This is a genomic window from Mycobacterium sp. IS-1556 (assembly GCF_001499985.1).
GTDB lineage: Bacteria > Actinomycetota > Actinomycetes > Mycobacteriales > Mycobacteriaceae > Mycobacterium.
Genome location: NZ_LQIM01000001.1, coordinates 73974 through 91990, shown reverse-complemented (window position 1 = coordinate 91990; position 18017 = coordinate 73974). Strand labels below are relative to the sequence as shown.

The 18017-nt window shown below is 66.9% G+C and carries 16 protein-coding genes; 10 read left to right on the top strand and 6 right to left on the bottom strand.

Translation table 11 applies throughout. The features are described from left to right. Position 1: 1 nt before the first annotated feature. Both AU187_RS00435 and AU187_RS00430 read right to left on the bottom strand, forming a co-directional pair. Positions 2–466: a lipoprotein LpqH gene (locus tag AU187_RS00435; protein ID WP_059101870.1), complete on the bottom strand. Its 465-nt coding sequence runs from the start codon at positions 464–466 to the stop codon at positions 2–4. 111 nt (positions 467–577) lie between these two features. Beyond that, the gene (locus tag AU187_RS00430) at positions 578–1033 is read right to left on the bottom strand and encodes a lipoprotein LpqH (protein ID WP_059101810.1); all 456 of its coding nucleotides are present in this window, start codon (positions 1031–1033) and stop codon (positions 578–580) included. A 17-nt stretch (positions 1034–1050) separates the two neighbouring features. Here AU187_RS00430 and tgt point away from each other — a divergent pair, with 17 nt between their 5' ends. Together tgt and AU187_RS00420 are read left to right on the top strand one after the other, a co-directional pair. After that, complete coding sequence (gene tgt, locus AU187_RS00425) at positions 1051–2298, top strand: tRNA guanosine(34) transglycosylase Tgt (protein WP_082691730.1); 1248 nt, start codon at positions 1051–1053, stop codon at positions 2296–2298. Between the two features lie 9 nt (positions 2299–2307). Beyond that, entirely contained in the window at positions 2308–3627 is a 1320-nt protein-coding gene (locus tag AU187_RS00420) for an acetyl-CoA hydrolase/transferase family protein (protein ID WP_059101809.1), read from the top strand. 91 nt (positions 3628–3718) lie between these two features. On the opposite strand, the gene gluQRS is transcribed toward AU187_RS00420, so the two are convergent. After that, complete coding sequence (gene gluQRS, locus AU187_RS00415; protein ID WP_082683813.1) at positions 3719–4588, bottom strand: tRNA glutamyl-Q(34) synthetase GluQRS; 870 nt, start codon at positions 4586–4588, stop codon at positions 3719–3721. Between the two features lie 182 nt (positions 4589–4770). Here gluQRS and AU187_RS00410 point away from each other — a divergent pair, with 182 nt between their 5' ends. Beyond that, positions 4771–6159, top strand: coding sequence for an MFS transporter (locus AU187_RS00410; protein WP_059101807.1), 1389 nt, complete (start codon positions 4771–4773; stop codon positions 6157–6159). Here the strand turns inward: AU187_RS00410 and AU187_RS00405 are convergent, their stop codons facing one another. Both AU187_RS00405 and AU187_RS00400 read right to left on the bottom strand, forming a co-directional pair. Continuing rightward, positions 6160–6585, bottom strand: a complete 426-nt coding sequence (locus tag AU187_RS00405) for a hypothetical protein (protein WP_059101806.1) — start codon at positions 6583–6585, stop codon at positions 6160–6162. Positions 6586–6642: 57 nt separating this feature from the next. Next, positions 6643–7707, bottom strand: coding sequence for an ATP-dependent DNA ligase (locus AU187_RS00400; RefSeq protein ID WP_059101805.1), 1065 nt, complete (start codon positions 7705–7707; stop codon positions 6643–6645). Positions 7708–7816: 109 nt separating this feature from the next. On the opposite strand from AU187_RS00400, the gene AU187_RS00395 reads away from it, so the two are divergent. The 5 genes from AU187_RS00395 (at position 7817) to AU187_RS00375 (ending at position 13078) form a co-directional block, all read left to right on the top strand. Then, positions 7817–9205 (top strand): HNH endonuclease signature motif containing protein, encoded by a 1389-nt coding sequence (locus AU187_RS00395; protein ID WP_059101804.1) that lies wholly within the window; start codon positions 7817–7819, stop codon positions 9203–9205. Positions 9206–9350: 145 nt separating this feature from the next. Continuing rightward, positions 9351–10115, top strand: a complete 765-nt coding sequence (locus tag AU187_RS00390; RefSeq protein ID WP_231740443.1) for a DUF899 domain-containing protein — start codon at positions 9351–9353, stop codon at positions 10113–10115. 42 nt (positions 10116–10157) lie between these two features. After that, positions 10158–11255: an ATP-dependent DNA ligase gene (locus AU187_RS00385; protein ID WP_059101803.1), complete on the top strand. Its 1098-nt coding sequence runs from the start codon at positions 10158–10160 to the stop codon at positions 11253–11255. 1 nt (position 11256) lies between these two features. Beyond that, entirely contained in the window at positions 11257–12309 is a 1053-nt protein-coding gene (gene ligD, locus AU187_RS00380) for a non-homologous end-joining DNA ligase (RefSeq protein ID WP_059101802.1), read from the top strand. Positions 12310–12424: 115 nt separating this feature from the next. Next, positions 12425–13078 carry a cutinase family protein gene (locus AU187_RS00375; RefSeq protein ID WP_286131834.1) on the top strand — a complete coding sequence of 218 codons (654 nt, stop codon included), beginning with the start codon at positions 12425–12427 and terminating at the stop codon, positions 13076–13078. On the opposite strand, the gene AU187_RS00370 is transcribed toward AU187_RS00375, so the two are convergent. After that, positions 13075–15171: a serine/threonine-protein kinase gene (locus AU187_RS00370; RefSeq protein WP_059101800.1), complete on the bottom strand. Its 2097-nt coding sequence runs from the start codon at positions 15169–15171 to the stop codon at positions 13075–13077. The two genes, AU187_RS00375 and AU187_RS00370, sit on opposite strands and share 4 nt — an antisense overlap. A gap of 278 nt (positions 15172–15449) precedes the next feature. On the opposite strand from AU187_RS00370, the gene AU187_RS00365 reads away from it, so the two are divergent. Then, positions 15450–16295, top strand: coding sequence for a hypothetical protein (locus AU187_RS00365; RefSeq protein ID WP_059101799.1), 846 nt, complete (start codon positions 15450–15452; stop codon positions 16293–16295). Positions 16296–16616: 321 nt separating this feature from the next. Further along, the gene (locus AU187_RS00360; RefSeq protein WP_286131833.1) at positions 16617–17957 is read left to right on the top strand and encodes a hypothetical protein; all 1341 of its coding nucleotides are present in this window, start codon (positions 16617–16619) and stop codon (positions 17955–17957) included. Positions 17958–18017 lie beyond the last annotated feature (60 nt).

Sequence of the window (18017 nt, the reverse complement as noted above, 5' to 3'; positions counted from 1 at the left end):
TCTACGGGCAGCTGACCTCGATCTCGAACGGCTTGTTGACCGGCTGCAGCGGGTTCGCCATGTCGACGCCCGTCGCGGTGCCGCTGATCTTGTAGGTGTTGCCGTCCTTCTCCACCTTGGCGTCGCCCTGGCCCGTACCGCTTTGGTAGCCCAGCGTCACGCCGTTGACGTTGCCCAGGCCGACGGACTGCACGGTGGGCTCGTCGCCGGAGCTGACCACCGCGCCGATGCCGGTGGTCGCGTCACCGATCGCGATATTGGTGTTGCCGCCGACCGAACTGCACACGACCGTGCCCGTTACGGCCTGATCCTGGCCGTCGATCGTGACGGTGGTCTTGCCTTCCGCTGCTGCGGCCGTTGACGTCTCACCCGTCGTCTCTGACTTCTTGTCGTCGGAAGAACAGCCGGACAGTCCGGCGATGACGAGAGCCGCGCCGCCTACCGCGACCAGGAAACCACGCTTCACCACAGTTCTCCTTTTGTTGTCGTGACCCGTCAAGATCGGATCATCTAGAGCAGTATGGTTCGCGGCACCCCTGCGAACAGCGGTTTCGCGGAAAAATTGATCTTGCCCCCGTTAGCAGGACACCCGGATGTGGAATGGGCCGGAAGTGCGAAAGCTCGGCGAGTCGGTCTTGAAGCCGTGGGCGGTGCCCGAGATGTCGTAGGTCCGGCCGGTCATCTGAACCTCAGCGGCCTCAGCTCCCGCGCCGCCCGCCCCGGCGTTGTAACTACCGGTGAAGCCGCCGACGTTGTTGATGCTGACCGACTCCGCGGCCAGTTCGTCTTCGGCCGACACCATCGCCGTGACCCCGGACGTCTGATCGCCGGTGGTGATGGTGGTGAGCCACCCCGTCGTGTCGCACTGCACTGTCTCGGTGACGCCGGCGTCGTGGCCGTTGACCGTCACCTGCGCCGTGCCCGCGACGAGTTGGCCGGCCGGCGGTTGGTAGTCCGGCGGATCCGACGAGCATCCGGCCATCACCAGCACGGTCGCGGCTGCGCAGCACGTGGGGAACCACCGGTTTCTCACAGTGCAGAATCTACGGCGTGGCCGTGCCGAATTCTCCCGCTCCGCAAGAGTCGTCGGCACCGTCGTTCAGCGTGGTGACCGAATTGCCCGGACGCTTCGGCCGCACGGGCGTCATCCGCACCCCGCACGGCGAGATCCACACCCCGGCGTTCATTCCGGTGGGCACCCAGGCGACCGTCAAGGCGGTGCTTCCCGAGATGATGAAAGAACTTGGTGCCCAGGCGATCCTGGCCAATGCCTACCACCTCTATCTGCAGCCCGGCGCGGACATCGTCGACGAGGCCGGCGGGGTGGGCGCGTTCATGAACTGGTCGGGGCCGACGTTCACCGACAGCGGCGGGTTCCAGGTGCTGTCGCTGGGCGCCGGGTTCCGCAAGGTGCTGGCGATGGATACCGAACGCGTGCAGGCCGACGACATCATCGCCGAGGGCAAGGAGCGGTTGGCCAACGTCGACGACGACGGGGTGACGTTCCGGTCGCATCTCGACGGCTCGACCCACCGGTTCACCCCCGAAGTGTCGATCGGCATCCAGCATCAACTCGGCGCCGACATCATCTTCGCGTTCGACGAACTGACCACGCTGGTCAACACCCGCGGCTACCAGGAGCGGTCGGTGCAGCGCACCCACGAGTGGGCGGTGCGCTGCCTGGCCGAACATGAGCGGCTGTCGACCCTTCGCCCGGACAGGCCGCGGCAGGCGCTGTTCGGTGTGGTGCAGGGCGCGCAGTACGAAGACCTGCGCCGGCAGGCGACCCGCGGGCTGGTGTCGATCGGGTTCGACGGCTACGGCATCGGCGGGGCACTGGAGAAGCAGAACCTGGCCACCATCGTCGGCTGGGTCTGCGAGGAACTGCCCGTCGACAAGCCGCGCCATCTGTTGGGCATCAGCGAGCCCGACGACCTGTTCGACGCGGTGGCCGCCGGCGCCGACACGTTCGACTGCGTATCGCCGTCGCGCGTCGCGCGCAACGCCGCGCTCTACTCGACCACCGGCCGCTTCAACATCACCAACGCACGGTTCCGGCGCGACTTCACACCGATCGACGCGGACTGCGACTGCTACACCTGCGCCCACTACACCAGGGCTTATCTGCATCACCTGTTCAAGGCCAAGGAGATCCTCTCGGCGACGCTGTGCACCATCCACAACGAGCGGTTCGTGGTGCGCCTCGTCGACCGGATGCGCGCGGCGATCGACGCGGGCGAGTTCGAGGAGCTGCGCGCCGACGTGCTGGGCCGGTACTACTCGACGCGCACGCGGTAGTTTCACGCCATGCCAACCGAGCTCACCGCCGAGCAGGCCGCCGCGCGGCTCGCGACCGACGACGCCCTGGGGATACCGCTCGGACCCGGCCAGCCGCCGGCGGTCCTGCGGGCGCTCGGTGAGCGCGAGGACTGGACGGATCTGGGGGTGTACGGCGCGTTGCTCGCGGTCGGTACGGAGCTGTTCGCCCGTCCGGGCGTCCATTACCTGTCGGGGTTCTTCGGTCCGCTCGAGCGGGCCCTGCGGGACGCGGGTGCCAATGTCGAGTTCGCACCCGCGGACTTCCGCCGGTTCGGGCCGCTGCTCGAGCAACAGTCGCCGCGCGTGATGACGACCGTCGCCGCCCCGCCCGACGCCGACGGGTGGTGCTCGTTGTCCCTGCACGCGGGCGGCACGGTCAACGAATTGCGCCGTGCCGGAAGCGATCCCGAGCGGCTGCTGATCGTCGAGGTGTCAACCGCCTACCCGCGGACATTCGGGCTCGATGACCACCGGCACGCGCTGCACGTCGACGAGATCGACATCCTCGTGCAATCGACCGATGCGCCGCTTGCACTACCGGGCGGTGACGCGGCGCCCACCGAGGCCGACACGGCGATCGCGCGCCACGCGGTCGAGTTCATCACCTCCGGTGCGACCCTGCAGACCGGTATCGGTTCGATTCCCAGCCAGATCGCGACCCTGCTGGCCGAGGGCGACGGTGGCGAATACGGTTTGCACAGCGAGATGTTCACCGACGGCTGCATGAAACTGCATCGCGCGGGCAAGGTCACCAACACCGGCAAGGGCATCTACGACGGTGTCAGCGTGACGACGTTCGCATTCGGGTCGGCGGAACTGTACGCCTGGCTCGACGGCAACCGCGACGTCGCATTCCTGCCCGTGGAGATCGTCAACGCGCCCGGTGTGATCGGGGCCAACAACGACATGGTGTCGATCAACGGTGCGCTCGCGATCGACATTCAGGGCCAGGTCGTCGCCGACACGATCGGCGGCAACCAGTTCAGCGGAGTCGGCGGCGCCGAGGACTTCGTCGCCGGTGCAGGTCTCGAGCTGTCGGACCGCTCGCTGATCTGCCTGCCTTCGACGTTCGAGAAGGACGGCGAACCGCAGTCGCGGATCGTGCCGTGGTTCGGTCCGGGCGCGGTGATCACGACACCGCGACACCACGTCGACGTGATCGTCACCGAGTACGGCGCTGCCGAATTGGAGGGCAAGACGGTCCGCGAACGCGGTGAGGCGCTCGCCGCGATCGCACATCCGCTGTTCCGCGACGACCTGCTTGCGGCTGCCGAGCGCGCTGCGAAGGGCCGCTCACCCGTCATTTAGTCGGCGCGAGTGACCCCTAAACCCCGCGAGCGACCGCGCTTGTACAACGACGCGCCGCCGATGGCGGTGCAAACACGGTCGCTCGCGCCGGTCAAGTGACCGGGTAGATCCATGGCCGGCGGGGCAGTTCGGCCGGGTCGAAATCGGCCAGCATGCCCTCGAGGTCGCGGGCCTGCCAGCCCAACGACGCGCTGATCTGCGCGAGCGCGCGCTGGACGCCGATCTCGGCGAGGGTCACGGCGCCGTCGCGCTTGGCCAGCCGGGCGCCGTCCTCGTTGAGCACCAGCGCGACGTGGGCGTACGTCGGCTCCGGAAATCCGAGCATCCGCGCCAGGTACGCCTGGCGCGGCGAGGAAGGTAGGAGGTCGTCGCCGCGCACCACCTGGTCGATGCCCTGTGCCGCGTCGTCGACGACGACCGCGAGGTTGTACGCGGGCACGCCATCGCCCCGGCGGACCACGAAATCGTCGACGATGCCGGTGTAGTCGCCGTGCAACAGGTCGTGGATGGTGTGCACGATCGCGTCGGTGCGCAGCCGTAACGCGGGCGCCCGTCCGATCTCGTCCCGGCGCGCCGCGCGCTCGGCGTCGGTGAGGTCGCGGCAGGTTCCCGGGTAGGCGCCCTGGGGTGCATGCGGTGCCCGCGGCGCTTGCGCGATATCCCTTCGGCTGCAATAGCATTCGTACAGCAGTCCGCGGCTCGTCAGCTCCTCGATCGCCGAGGAGTAGCGGTCGGGCTGCTCGGACTGCCACTCGACGGCGTCCCACGTCAACCCGATCGCGGCGAGGTCGGCGAGTTGCCGCCGGCCGATCTCGGTCGAGGTGCGGTCGTCGAGGTCGTCGACGCGGATCAGGAACCGGCGGCCGGAGGACCGGGCGAACAACCACGCGAGGACCGCGGTGCGCAGGTTGCCGATGTGCAGGTCGGCAGAGGGGCTCGGGGCGAACCTGCCAGCGCTCACCACCGAAATCTAGCCATTCGGCGCATGCCGTCGATCAACGGCGCCTGCCGCGAGGCGATCCGGGGTACTCGCCTGAAGCGCTGGTACTTTGCTCGTGCACCGAGAAACACGGCCCTCCGCCGGCGCTCGCCGTGCCTAGGCGTCCCGGGGGCCGTGCCCGACGGACGCGAGGAGGCACGCGCGTGCACCCCGAAGGCTCCAGCAACCCGCAGCACGAGCCCGAGCAGGAGTCGCCGCCGGGCCAGGTGAAAAAAGCCATCGCGGCGTCGGCCGTCGGCAACTTCACCGAGTGGTTCGACTACGGCCTCTACGCCTACGGCGTCTCCTACATCTCCGCGGCCATCTTTCCGGGCGACGGAGCCACGGCGACGCTGCTGGCGCTGATGACGTTCGCCGTCTCGTTCCTGGTCCGGCCGCTCGGCGGATTCGTCTGGGGGCCGCTCGGCGACCGACTCGGTCGACGGCGGGTCCTCGCCATCACGATCCTGGTGATGGCCGGCGCAACGCTGTGCGTCGGGCTCGTTCCCAGCTATGCCGTGATCGGGCTCTGGGCCCCCGCGCTCATGGTGATCTTGCGGATGATCCAGGGCTTCTCCACCGGTGGAGAGTACGGCGGGGCCGCGACCTTCATGGCGGAATACGCGCCGACCCGTCGTCGGGGAATGCTCGGCAGTTTCCTCGAATTCGGCACCTTGTCGGGCTTCTCGGTGGGCGCGCTGTTCATGCTCGGATTCTCGCTGGTGCTCACCGACGACCAGATGAACGTATGGGGCTGGCGGCTGCCGTTTCTGCTCGCCGCGCCGCTCGGCCTGATCGGGCTGTATCTGCGCACCAGACTGGACGAGACGCCGGTGTTCAAGGAGTTGGCGAAGTCGGGCGAACGAGAGCGCGACGTCGGCGGCGAGTTCAAGGATCTCCTGGTCCAATACTGGGGCCCGATCCTGCGGCTGGGCGGTCTGGTCGTCGCGCTCAACGTCGTCAACTACACGCTGCTCACCTACATGCCCACCTATCTGGAGCAGTCGATCGGCCTGTCCACCGACATGTCGTTGGTCGTCCCGATCATCGGCATGCTCTCGATGATGGTGTTCCTGCCGTTCGCCGGCCTGGCGTCGGACAGGATCGGGCGCAAGCCGATCTGGTGGGTCTCCCTTATCGGGCTGTTCGTCGCGGGTATCCCGATGTTCATGCTGATGTCGACCGGCGCGGTCGGAGCCGTCATCGGCTTCGCCGTGCTGGGGTTGCTCTACGTTCCGCAGCTGGCGACGATCTCGGCCACCTTCCCGGCGATGTTCCCGACGCAGGTGCGCTATGCCGGTTTCGCGATCGCGTACAACGTGTCGACCGCGATCTTCGGTGGTACCGCGCCGGCGGTCAACGACTGGCTGGTCAACGCGACGGGCCACAACCTCGTGCCGGCGTACTACATGATGGCCGCCTGCGTCGTCGGCGCGATCGCACTGCTCAAAATGCCGGAGACCGCGCGGTGCCCGATCAACGGCACCGAGATACCCGGCACGCCCGAAGCGCCGCCGCAGTTGGATTACGAGCTCGAGGGCAGCCGCGGCTGACTACAGCGGCTGCAAGCTGATCGGGTTCTCGTGCCGGCTCGCGTTGGGATCGTTGCAGGCCCCGGGTTTCGACGTGTAGGTGGCGGTGCCCGCCAGGCTGGCGGGGTCGAACGCGTACGACAGATCCCCCGGCCCGGTACTACCGTCGGGACACGTCCAGCCGTTCGGGACGTCGTGGCGCTCGACGATCCACGGCCCGTCGGCCGCCCGGCTGATATGGGCGATCATGCCTGTGGAACTCGACACCGTCCCGGCGCAAAAGCCTTCGGGGTTGCATTGCGTGGTGATCGCCCACGTGTTGGACGTTGCGCCGTTGACGAATCGGTAGTTGCCCTCGAGGCGTCCGTCCGCCCATGCGGGGCTTGCCAATCCGATCGCGACGCCGGCGATTGCGGCCGCTGCTGCCGTCGCGCGTGTGAGCATCATGCAGGCAGCATCACACGTTCGGGACGCGAAGATACGCCTTCCGACGAAAGTACTTCCTCAGCCCAGCCCGGGGACGATGTCACCGAGCTTGAAGGTGACAGGTTGCTCGAGTTGTTCGTAGGTGCACGACCGAGGGTCCCGGTCGGGCCGCCAGCGATTGAATTGTGCGGTGTGGCGGAATCTTTCGCCTTCCATGTGGTCGTAGCGCACCTCGACGACCAGTTCGGGTCGCAGCGGGACGAACGACAGGTCCTTGCCGGCGTTCCAGCGTGAACCCTCGTTGCGGCGGGGCGTGCGGTCGCCGGCCATGTGTGCGGCCCAGTTCCATGGGTGATCGGCGAATGTCGTTACCAGCGGCTGTAATTCGGTGAACAGCTCGCGGCGCCGGGCCATCGGGAAAGCGCCGATGACGCCGACGGATGCGAGCGTTCCATCGTCCTTGTACAGCCCGAGCAGCAGCGAACCGATCGCATCCTCGCCGGACTTGTGCACCCGGTAGCCGGCGACCACACAGTCGGCGGTGCGTTCGTGCTTGATCTTGAACATCACTCGCTTGTCCGGCTGATAGGTCAGTTCCAACGGCTTGGCGATGATGCCGTCGAGGCCCGCGCCCTCGAACTCGTCGAACCAGCGCTCGGCGGTGGCCAGGTCGGTGGTCGCCGGGGTGACGTGGAACGACGGCCCGGCGTCGGTGAGCGCGTCGATGAGCGCGGCGCGCCGCTCGCTGAACGGCCGGCCGGTGTAGTCGTCATCGCCGAGCGCGAGCAGGTCGAACGCGATGAACGATGCCGGGATCTGCTCGGCAAGCATGCGCACCCGGCTGGCGGCGGGATGCAGGCGTAGCTGAAGCGCCTCGAAATCCAGGCCGCGGTCGGTAGCGATGATGATCTCGCCGTCGATGACGCAGCGATCGGGTAGTTCAGCCTTGGCTGCGTCGACGACCTCGGGGAAGTAGCGGGTCATCGGACGCTCGTTGCGACTGCCCAACTCGACCTCGTCGCCGTCACGAAAGCAGATGGTCCGGAAGCCATCCCATTTCGGTTCGTAGGAGGCGTCGGCGGGAATCGACGTGACCGGTTTGGCCAGCATCGGCGACACCGGAGGCATCACGGGCAGGTGCATCCCGCCATTGTCGCAGCGAGCCCTGCGGCAGCGTAATCCCTTGTGCCACAGTGGTTTCATCAGTCACAAACAGAGCCGAGTTGTCAGTGGTTCGAACTAGCGTTCGGGTATGTCGTTCGAACGGATCGGTGAGCGGATCGCGGTGATGAGCCGCGAGTTGACCGGGTTGCTGGCCGAGTCGTTCGAGTCGTTGAGCACCGCCGAGCAGTTCGCGGTGGCCGCGCAGTGGGAGACGTTCACCCGCGCGCAGGCCGCGGTGGGGCACCGGTTGGTCGCCGAGCTCGAGCGCACGCCGATCGCCGAGTTGGGTGCGCCTAGCGTGGCCTCGGCATTGACCGTGTTGTTGCGGATCTCGAAGACCGATGCGAACCGTCGGGTGCGACAGGCGCGCGAGTTGGCGCCGCGGCGGGCGATGACCGGGGAGCAGTTGGAGCCGGTGCTGGCCCGGACTGCTGCTGCGCAGGCGCGCGGGCAGATCGGTGTCGAGCATGTGCGCATCATTGGGAAGTTCTTCGCCAAGCAGATACCGGTGTCGGTGCCCTTTGACGTGCGCGAGGCCGCCGAAGCGCAGCTGGCCGATATCGCTGCCAAGCTCACCCCGGAGGAGTTGCGCGAGGCCTGTGAGCGTCTGGCCGCCTATCTGCATCCGGACGGGGATTTCTCCGACGAGGAGCGCGCGCGTCAGCGCTGGCTGCGGTTGGGGCGCCAGCGCGCCGATGGGATGCGCGAAGTGCGCGGGTTGCTCGATCCGACGACCGGCGCGGCGTTGGAAGCCGTTCTCGCCAATGCGGCCGCGCCGGGGATGAACAACCCCGCCGACGAGAAGCCGTGTGTGGACGGCGAACCCTCACCCGAAGCGGTGTCGTCCGATACGCGGACGGTCGGGCAGCGCAATCATGATGCGTTGAGTGCGATGTGCCGGGCGTTGTTGGCGTCGGGGACGCTGGGTAGCCATAACGGGTTGCCGGCCACGATGGTCATCACCACCACGCTGCGGGAGTTGCAATCCGGAACCGGTCACGGCGTCACCGGCGGGGGCAGCTTGGTGCCGATGAGTGAGGTGATCCGTCAAGCCTCGGCGGCCTATCACTATCTGGCGGTCTTCGACGAGCACACTGAAGAACCGCTGTATCTGGGGCGGGCCAAACGCCTGGCCACCCCCGGACAACGGCTGGTGCTCTACGCCAAAGACCGCGGCTGTACCCGGCCGGGATGTACTGCGCCGGCCTATCACTGCCAGGTGCATCACGCGGTCGCGGACTGGGCTGATGACGGTAAGACAGATATCACCGATCTGACGTTGGCCTGTGGGCCCGACAATCGGCGGGTCAAACCCGGCGGGTGGCGCACCCGAAAACGCAAAGACGGCCGCACCGAATGGCTGCCCCCACCACAACTGGACACCGGCCAAGCCCGCGTCAACAACTTCCACCACCCCCAGCGCTACCTCATCCCCGACGACGGAGACGACGAGACTGCCGACGGAGACGCCGAGTAGACGCGAATGGCTCCGAGGCATCTTGAAAGTGAGCCATTTGGCGGCTGCTGGTGCCCCGATGACTTAGCCCGGTTTGGCGGGTCTACCTGAGTATGGACAGCGGGCATGTTGCAGTGCATCGGGCGCCGGAACGGATCGCGAACGGATGGACGACACCATGACGAAGCAGGAAGGTCCCGGCATTCCGTCACCATCGATGCAGCAGGACGAAATCGCGCTGCCGGAAATCGTCTCGCATGACGAATGGCAGGCCGCCCGTGAAGATCTGTTGGAAGAAGAGAAGGCGTTGATGAAGGCGCGGGATCGCCTCGCTGCAAAGCGTCGGCGGCTACCCATGACCCCCGTGCGCAACGACTACCGCTTCGTCGGGCCTGACGGCGAAGTCGACCTCCTGGGCTTGTTCGCCGGGCGGCGTCAGCTGATCGTCTACCGCTTCTTCTATGCCCCTGATGTTGAGAACTGGCCGGACGGGGCGTGCTCGGGCTGCTCGCTTTTCGCCGACACCGTGATCCATCCAGCGCACCTGGCTGCCCGTGACACGAGTCTGGTGTTTGTCACCGCGGCCCCGCAGGAGCGCATCAGAGGGCTTCAAGCGCGGATGGGTTGGGAGCAGATTCCCTTCTTCACCCTTGTCGGCGACGAGTTCTCTCAGGACTTCGGTGTCGCGGAGATGTTCGGGCTCAACGTCTTCATCCGCGACCGCGATCGCGTCTTCCGCACCTATTTCATCAACGGGCGCGGCATCGAGGAGATCGGTCCGGTCTGGTCGTTCCTCGACATCACACCGCTCGGCCGACAAGAAGATTGGCAGGATGTCCCGCCAGGCAGACCGCAGGGTCCCCCGTATGAATGGTGGCGCCTGCACGACAACTACGGCGACATAGTCTCCGGCGGCAATGACCGCCGATGACATTGCCCGGTGTCGTCGGTCTCAATTGCCGTGGACGCAATAATGGGCCGGGTGGACCTTCCGGTACTGCCGCCGCTCGAACCGATGCTGGCCAAGGCCCAGGCCAAGGTGCCACCCGAAGCGGGCGTGTGGTCCTTCGAGCCCAAGTGGGACGGCTTCCGCGCGCTGGTGTTCCGCGACGGCGACAAGGTGGTGCTGCTGTCCCGCAGCGGTAAGGACCTGGGCCGCTACTTTCCCGAGGTCCTCGAGTCGGTGCGCGAGGAACTGGCGACGCGCTGTGTGCTCGACGGTGAGATCGTCGTGCCTCGCGAGATCGGCGGCCGCATCCGGCTGGACTGGGAGTCGCTGAGTCAGCGTATCCACCCCGCCGGCAGCCGGATCAAGATGCTGTCCGAGCAGACGCCGGCCCACTTCATCGGTTTCGATGCGCTTGCCACCGGCGACACGGCGCTGATGAAGGAACCTTTCCGGGTCCGCCGCGAGGCGCTGCTCGATGCGGTGACCGATCGGCTAGCTGTTCGGGAGTCACAGTGTCACGTCACCCGCACCACCGAGGATCCCGAACTCGGCGCCCGATGGTTGGAGGAGTTCGAGGGCGCCGGGCTCGACGGTGTGATCGCCAAGCGCCTCGACGGTCCATACCTGCCGGGCAAGCGGGAGATGGTGAAGGTCAAGCACGCCCGCGACGCCGACTGCGTGGCGATCGGGTACCGCATCCACAAGAGCGGCGAGGGCATCGGGTCGATACTGCTGGGCCTGTATCGCGACGACGGCGAACTGCAGATGGTCGGTGGCGCGGCCTCTTTCACCGCGAAGGACCGGCTCAAGCTGCTCGCCGAACTGGAGCCGCTGCGTGAGGGCGACGAGATGCGTGAAGGGGATCCCAGCCGGTGGAACTCGGCCGCCGACAAGCGGTGGATTCCGATCCGGCCGGAGAAGGTGTGCGAGGTGGCCTACGACCAGATGGAAGGCAACACCGTGGACGGAGCCGGGTCGCCGGCGACATCAGGACCCGGCCGGCGTTTCCGGCATGCGGTGAAGTTCCGGCGCTGGCGGCCGGACCGGGATCCCAAGAGCTGCACCTTCGACCAGCTCGAGGTACCGCTGAACTACGACCTGTACGACGTTCTGGAGTCCTGAAATGGCAACGGCTGCTGAGGAAATCGACGTCGACGGCGTCCAGGTCCGGCTGACCAATCGCGACAAGCCCTACTTCCCGAAACTCGGCAAGGCGGGCACCAAGGGCAAGCTCTTCGAGTATTACCTGTCGGTGGCTGACCGGATGGTGATGCTGTTACGAGACCGGCCCACGCATCTGCAGCGTTTCCCCGACGGCATCGACGGCGAGGAGATCTACCAGAAGCGGGTGCCGCAGAAGCATCCCGACTACCTGCAGACGTGCCAGGTCACCTTCCCGTCCGGCCGCACCGCCGATGCGCTCAAGGTGACCCACCCATCAGCGATCGCATGGGCGGCACAGATGGGCACGATCACGCTGCACCCGTGGCAGGTGCGGTGCCCGGACACCGAGCATCCCGATGAGCTGCGCATCGACCTGGACCCGCAGCCCGGGACGGATTTCGGTGACGCCAGTTCGGTCGCGGTGGACGTGCTCAAACCGCTGCTCGACGAGTTGGGTCTGGTCGGCTATCCGAAGACCTCGGGCGGCCGAGGCGTACATGTCTTCCTGCGAATCAGAACCGACTGGGACTTCATCGCGGTGCGTCGTGCAGGCATCGCGCTGGCCCGCGAGGTCGAGCGCCGTGCACCCGATGCGGTCACCACTTCGTGGTGGAAGGAAGAGCGGGGTACGCGCATCTTCATCGACTACAACCAGAACGCCAGGGACCGCACGTTCGCCTCGGCGTATTCGGCGCGCAAGACTTCGATCGCCACCGTGTCGACACCTTTGACGTGGGACGAATTGCGCACCGCCGAGCCCGATGACTTCACGATCTCGACGGTGCCGGATTTCGTTGCGGGACGGCCCGATCCGTGGGCCGACATCGACAGCGATGCGCAATCGCTCGAACCACTGTTGAAGATGGTGAAAGCCGACGAGGAGCGGGGACTGGGTGACCTGCCGTATCCGCCGAACTACCCGAAGATGCCCGGCGAGCCGCCGCGCGTGCAGCCCAGCAAGAAGGTCGCATCCAACTGGGACGCCGACGGTAACCCGGTGAAACCCGACTGACGAAAACGCGCCATCGGCCGCGATGTGCTCTTAGCATCGACAAATCGCCAGCAGATGGTCATCAATTCACATCGCCATACGGGTCTGCGTAGCCGGCCTGACGGCGGTCGCTGTATTGAGCGCGCCGGTCGGCATCCCCTCCGCGGGGGCTCAATCCTGTCCCGACATCGAGGTGGTGTTTGCGCGCGGGACGGGTGACCCGCCCGGTGTGGGCGGCGTGGGACAGGCGTTCATCGACTCGTTGCGCTCGAAAGTGGGCGGCCGATCGGTCGGCCAGTACGCGGTCAACTACGCCGCCACCATGAACTTCCTGCGAGCCGCCGAGGGCGCCGCAGACGCGAACGGTCACGTCGGATACATGACCGCGAACTGCCCGGCCACCCGGTTGGTGCTCGGCGGCTTCTCGCAGGGCGCGGCCGTCATCGACCTGATGCTCGGCGTGACTCCCGGTCTGGGAGCCATCCCCGGATTGGGTGCGATACCGGGCCTGGAGGCCGTGCCCGGCCTGGATCTCGGCGCCGTTGCCGCGCCGCTGCCTCCGCAAGCCGCCGACCATGTGGCCGCCGTCGCGGTGTTCGGCAACCCACTGGCCAAGGTCGTCGGCCCGCTGAACGCGCTCAGCCCGGTCTACGGCGGCAGGACCATCGACTTGTGCAACGCCAACGACCCGATCTGCGGCGAGGGCGATATGGACAACCGGGCCGCGCACCATCAGTACGTACCCGGAATGACCGATCAGGCAGCAACTTTCGTCGCCGGTCTCCTCTAGTCTCCGGTGCGCTGGACGCGTGATTCGAAATCGCTGTTGAAGGGGCAACCGCCCGTGACGGTGTAGTGCCCGCGTCCGGTGAGCAGGGTGATCGGATCTTGCGGCGGCTGCGGCAGCGGGTAGCTCAGGCTGATTTCGCGGTGAGCGGGCGCACCGTTCTTGCACTGGGAGTCCGTCGAGGTGTTGGTCAGCGTCCACTGGTTCTGTTCGAACGCCAGGACTTTGACGTCGTTGGGGTTCAACCAGTAACTCAGGCACCGCTGACCGCTGCGCAGGCAGTACGTCTGGATGTCGAAACTCACTTCGGCGCTACGGTTTCCGTCGACATACGTGTCGACTTCCTGATAGCGGCCGTGCAAGGACTGCGCTGGGGACGCGACGCGCGCCGGCTGACTTGCCGGGTCGGCGACCGACGCGCCGGCCTCGGGGTCACCGGTGCGGGTAAAGGTCACCGGCTGGTTACTCGCGCAGCTTCCGCTGGTCGACCGGAGGACGAATTCGCCCTCCAGGCTTCCGTCGGGCTGAGACTGCAGCGAGAAGACCTCCCAGAGTTCGACCGGCTCGGCGCCCTGGCACGTGCCCTGTTTCGCGTTGACGGCCTCCCAACGGCCGTCGATCTCGTCGAGCACCAGAGTCGACGTTGTTGTGCGTGAACCGTTGACCTTTGTCGCCGACGCGACACACCCGCCGTCGCGGCACGCCGATCGGATCACCCATTTCTCGTTGCCGCCCTGCGCGTTCTGATAGGGCTCGCCGTTGGGCTTTGTCGGCGAGCCGAATTCGACGGCGAACGTCCCGTCGAGAGGTGCATCCGGCGACTGTGCGACGGGTCGGTCGGCGCCGTCGTCGCTGATCACGGTGAGGATGGTGGCCGCGGCGGCGATGATCAGAATCACGCTGATGGGCACGACGATCGCGGTCCGTCGCCACCAGGGCAGCGACCCGTCTTCGTCGGGTGTCCGGTCCGAAGGGCCGCCGGGAGGCGGCGTTTCGGCCTGGCTGACCGAATCGGCAGGCGGCGCCTGAGTCGCCGCGTAAGCCTGTTCGTCATGCGCAGCAGGCGCGGCATGGGTTGGCGCCCACGCTTTCTTCACATGTTCGGGTGGCCCGGCCTGTGTGGGGGCCGCGGGTGCATCGGCCTGCTGCTCCTGCGGACGAGCTTGGGTCGCCGCCCAGGCTTGCCCCGCCTGAGCCGTACTGGCAGCTGCGGTGGGCGCGGACGGGGCGGGTCCTGCGGCTGTCGGCGCTGAATGTGGTTGTGCCGGTTGGGTGGAGACGGCGGGATCGGTGATGGCCTTGCTTGCCGCTTGGGCCAGTTCGACGGTCGTTCCGTAGCGTTCCTCAGGGTCTTTTGCCATACCGGCCGCGATCACGGCATCCAACTCCGGCGTCACCTCCGGCCGCGAGATCGACGGTCGCGGTGGCGGAGTCGTCAGGTGACCCGCGATCTGCTGTTCGACGCTGTTGCCGGGGAAGGGGCGGCTGGACGTGAGGCACTCATACAACACGCACGTCAACGCATAGACGTCCGCGCGGGTGTCGGTTTGGCCGGTGGTGAACCGCTCGGGCGCCATGTATGGCCATGTGCCGACCACGTTGCCGGTGGCGGTCAACTTGGTGTCGCCCGTCGCACGTGCAATCCCGAAATCGATCAGATACGAGAAATCATCTTCGGCGACGAGGATGTTCGAGGGTTTGACGTCGCGATGCACGAGCCCGATTCGATGCGCAGCATGGAGCGCCGAGGCAATCTGGGCGATGATCTTCACCGCCCGTTCCGGCTCCAATGGGCCGCGGGCAAGCAGATGTTCGAGATCCTGGCCATCGATCAGCCGCATGTCGACATACAGGCGACCTTCGATCTCGCCGAAGTTGTGAATCGGCACCACGTGGGGATTGGTCAGCCCTGCGGCCGCGAAAGCCTCGTGCCGGAAGCGCTGTTCGAACACCGGGTCGGCGGCGAGATGCGCCGGCAGCACCTTCACCGCGACCACACGCTGTGTGGCCGTGTCGAATGCCTTCCAGACCTCGCCCATGCCGCCGCGGCCCAACAACTCGACCAACCGGTATCGGCCGAACGGCGCTCCGTCCACTACGCCTCCCGCGGACAGCTGCGTACCAGCGGATTCACAGTCATCACCATAAGCCGGTCGGGGGCTGCTCGTTCGCTCTTGGAAGGGTTGCTCTACCTGTACACCCACCGCTCAGGCGCCGTGGAAATGCCACGCGCCGCGGGCCAGGTCCGGCGCGCATGGTTCGCATTTGCACCAAAATTTGCTGTTTTTGCAGTTTTCGGAATGCTCGCAACTTTCGGCTGAAACAATTCGACGATCTGACCACTCGGGGGTCACCAGGTCAAAGGGGACAGTCGATGAACTCGTCACACCAACCCAAGCCGCGCTCGTCGATCGTTGTCGTGTTGGCCGCCGCTTTTGCCCTTGTCTGCGCGTCGGCGGCGCCGACGGCGCAGGCGTTCCAGATCCAGAACCATGACCGCATCACCCGCGACGCACTGGCGCCGCTGGGAGTCGACGAAGCCACCATGGGCCAGATCCTCGTCGGCCCACCGCCGGGCGCCGGCGTGGTAGGCAGCGACGCATTCTTCGCCGACGAGTTCCGCCACATCGACAACGCAAAGGACCCCGCCGACATCTGCGCCAGAACCCAGGAAGCGTGGAACTTCTTCACTCCGCTCATCCTCAACGGCGCGCAGCCCGCCGGTCCCGGTGGCAGCGACCTCGTCGACGGGCCCGGAGCCCGCGCCGCATTCGGCGGCCTGGCCCACGCTCTGCAGGACTTCTACTCCCATTCGAACTGGGTCGAGGACAACATCGCCGTCGGCCAGCTCGATCGGATGCCGCCACCGCTGATGCCGACATGCGATCCGGCGAGCCTGCCTCCCGGGCTGCACACCGGGTTCTACGCCTTCGGAGGCGACCACCACGACCCGCTCGGCGGCTGCCCGCCCGGTGGTCCGCCGCCCGGCTTCGTCGAGTGCCACTCGACGCTGAACAAGGACTCGTGGGACACCCCCCGCGGCATGATGCTCGTGCCCGGCACCAATCCGCCGATCAACAACTACGACCTGGCTGCACGGCTGGCGACGAAGGCCACCGCCGACCTGTACTGGCAGATCCGCAACCTCGTCGTCAGCGATGCCGGAGAGTGCGCCGCCGCCAACCTCTTCCAGGTCGAGCGACGTCAAGCCTGCTGGTGAGAAGAGGTTGACGTGCCTGGCGCAGTCAGTATCCCGCGCGTCCGCCACCTAGCGGCTGCGCTGGCTTCGGTGGCGGCCGTCGCGTTGATTGCGGCCGGCACCGGTGTGCAACCAGCGCTTGCCCAGCCGGACACGACCGCCCCGACCGAGACCGCGTACGCCCCCGCAGAAGAGGCGCCTGCCGAAGTCCCGACCTACGAAGCACCGCCGGCGGTTGAGGCACCGCCTGCGGTTGAAGCACCACCGGCGGTTGAAGCGCCACCGGCGGTTGAAGCACCACCCGCTGTTGAAGCCCCGCCGGCGGTTGAAGCACCGACGCCCGTGGCACCGGAGCCGCCGCCGGAACCTCAAGCGCCCCAAGAGCCGACGACGCAAGCCCCAGTCGTCACCGAAGAGACGCAAGCACCGGAGATCGCGACGACGACGGCCGCGCCGAGTCCTACTCCGACGTCGCAGGCAACACCGACGACGCAGGCGACGACCGAGGTCACGACGGCAGCGACGACACCGTCGGCGTCGGCCACCACGTCGCCGTCCGCGGGCCCGGCAACGACGTCGGGAACCCCGACGGTCACGAGTGCACCAGCCGGCCTGGAGCCCGAGACGACGACGGGCACCGCGTCGCCGAGTGAGACGGTGCCCGCGGGGGGATCGCAGCAGTCGAGTCCCGAGGAAACCGCTCCCGTCGGCGGAACGACGGATTCGTCGGGGGTAACGCAGTCGCCAAGTGCAGAACTGGCGGCGGGCGTGACCGAAACCCCTGAGCCGCAGAGGTCGGAAGCATCCCCGCAGGACATCAAGATCGCGCAGTTGGCTGCCCCCGTCCAGGAAATTCCACCGCCTGCGCCGCCCGCGGAGATCGACCGCCTCCGGAACCTGGTCGTCCCCGCGGCAGATCCCGGCGCCAACGCCCCGGCGAGCGGTGCCGCTGAGGCGGGCGGTGCGACCGCGCCGTTGAAAGTGTTGCAATGGCAGCCGGACTGGGTCGAGTACGACCGGTACTTCAGGCCGCTGATCTTCAACCCCTACCCAGAACCGCTGCAGCTGGTCTACGAGGTAGCCGGGGTGCCTCGGATCCTGCTCATCCCGCCGCTGGGGCGCATCGTCACCGAAGTGCGCGATCTCGGGTCGTACAACTTCACCGCACTGCGCCTCAATCCTTTTGGAATTCCGATCGACGTCGCCGTCGGCAACTTCTTCGGCGGTGGCTACTTCCCCGGACCCGGTCTGCCACCTCCACCGCCGCCTCCACCCGTGCGGACGCTCACCGATGTCCCGGTCCAGGTCAAGTACACGGACGCGACATACCGGCCGATCGTGGTCCGAAAGATTGTCGACGTCGGCCCTGACCCGGCCGTCGGCGGTGCGCACAAAGTCCTACTCGACGGCGTCACCCCGGCGTGGGGGGAATGGAAGCAAAACGACAGCGGGGTACCGCAATTCGAGGTGCACCAAACTCAGAGCTTCCCGGGTATGGAAGGCCCCGGGGAGGGACCGTTGCCCGGCGATTACGACTTGCAGCTGGTAAGTGATTCCTCGCCCACGGGCCTCAGTGGCAAGGACATCACGTTGATCGTCGCGGCCGCGCTGGTGGCGGCGCTGGGTCTGGGCGGGATCTTCCTGACGCTGTTCCTGGGTAGACGCCGCCGCATCAGGCACTGAGGGAACCGCCGTCGGTAATGCGACGGAAACGCCGCGCATCCGGTGGCCCACCAGGTTTCC

Bases quoted from the DNA above. Each gene is read 5' to 3' on its own strand.
- AU187_RS00390 (WP_231740443.1), top strand. From the start codon at position 9,351: ATGGACGACACCATGACGAAGCAGGAAGGTCCCGGCATTCCGTCACCA.
- AU187_RS00405 (WP_059101806.1), bottom strand. From the start codon at position 6,585: ATGATGCTCACACGCGCGACGGCAGCAGCGGCCGCAATCGCCGGCGTC.
- ligD (WP_059101802.1), top strand. From the start codon at position 11,257: ATGGCAACGGCTGCTGAGGAAATCGACGTCGACGGCGTCCAGGTCCGG.
- AU187_RS00400 (WP_059101805.1), bottom strand. From the start codon at position 7,707: ATGCACCTGCCCGTGATGCCTCCGGTGTCGCCGATGCTGGCCAAACCG.
- AU187_RS00395 (WP_059101804.1), top strand. From the start codon at position 7,817: ATGTCGTTCGAACGGATCGGTGAGCGGATCGCGGTGATGAGCCGCGAG.
- AU187_RS00365 (WP_059101799.1), top strand. From the start codon at position 15,450: ATGAACTCGTCACACCAACCCAAGCCGCGCTCGTCGATCGTTGTCGTG.
- AU187_RS00420 (WP_059101809.1), top strand. From the start codon at position 2,308: ATGCCAACCGAGCTCACCGCCGAGCAGGCCGCCGCGCGGCTCGCGACC.
- AU187_RS00385 (WP_059101803.1), top strand. From the start codon at position 10,158: ATGGGCCGGGTGGACCTTCCGGTACTGCCGCCGCTCGAACCGATGCTG.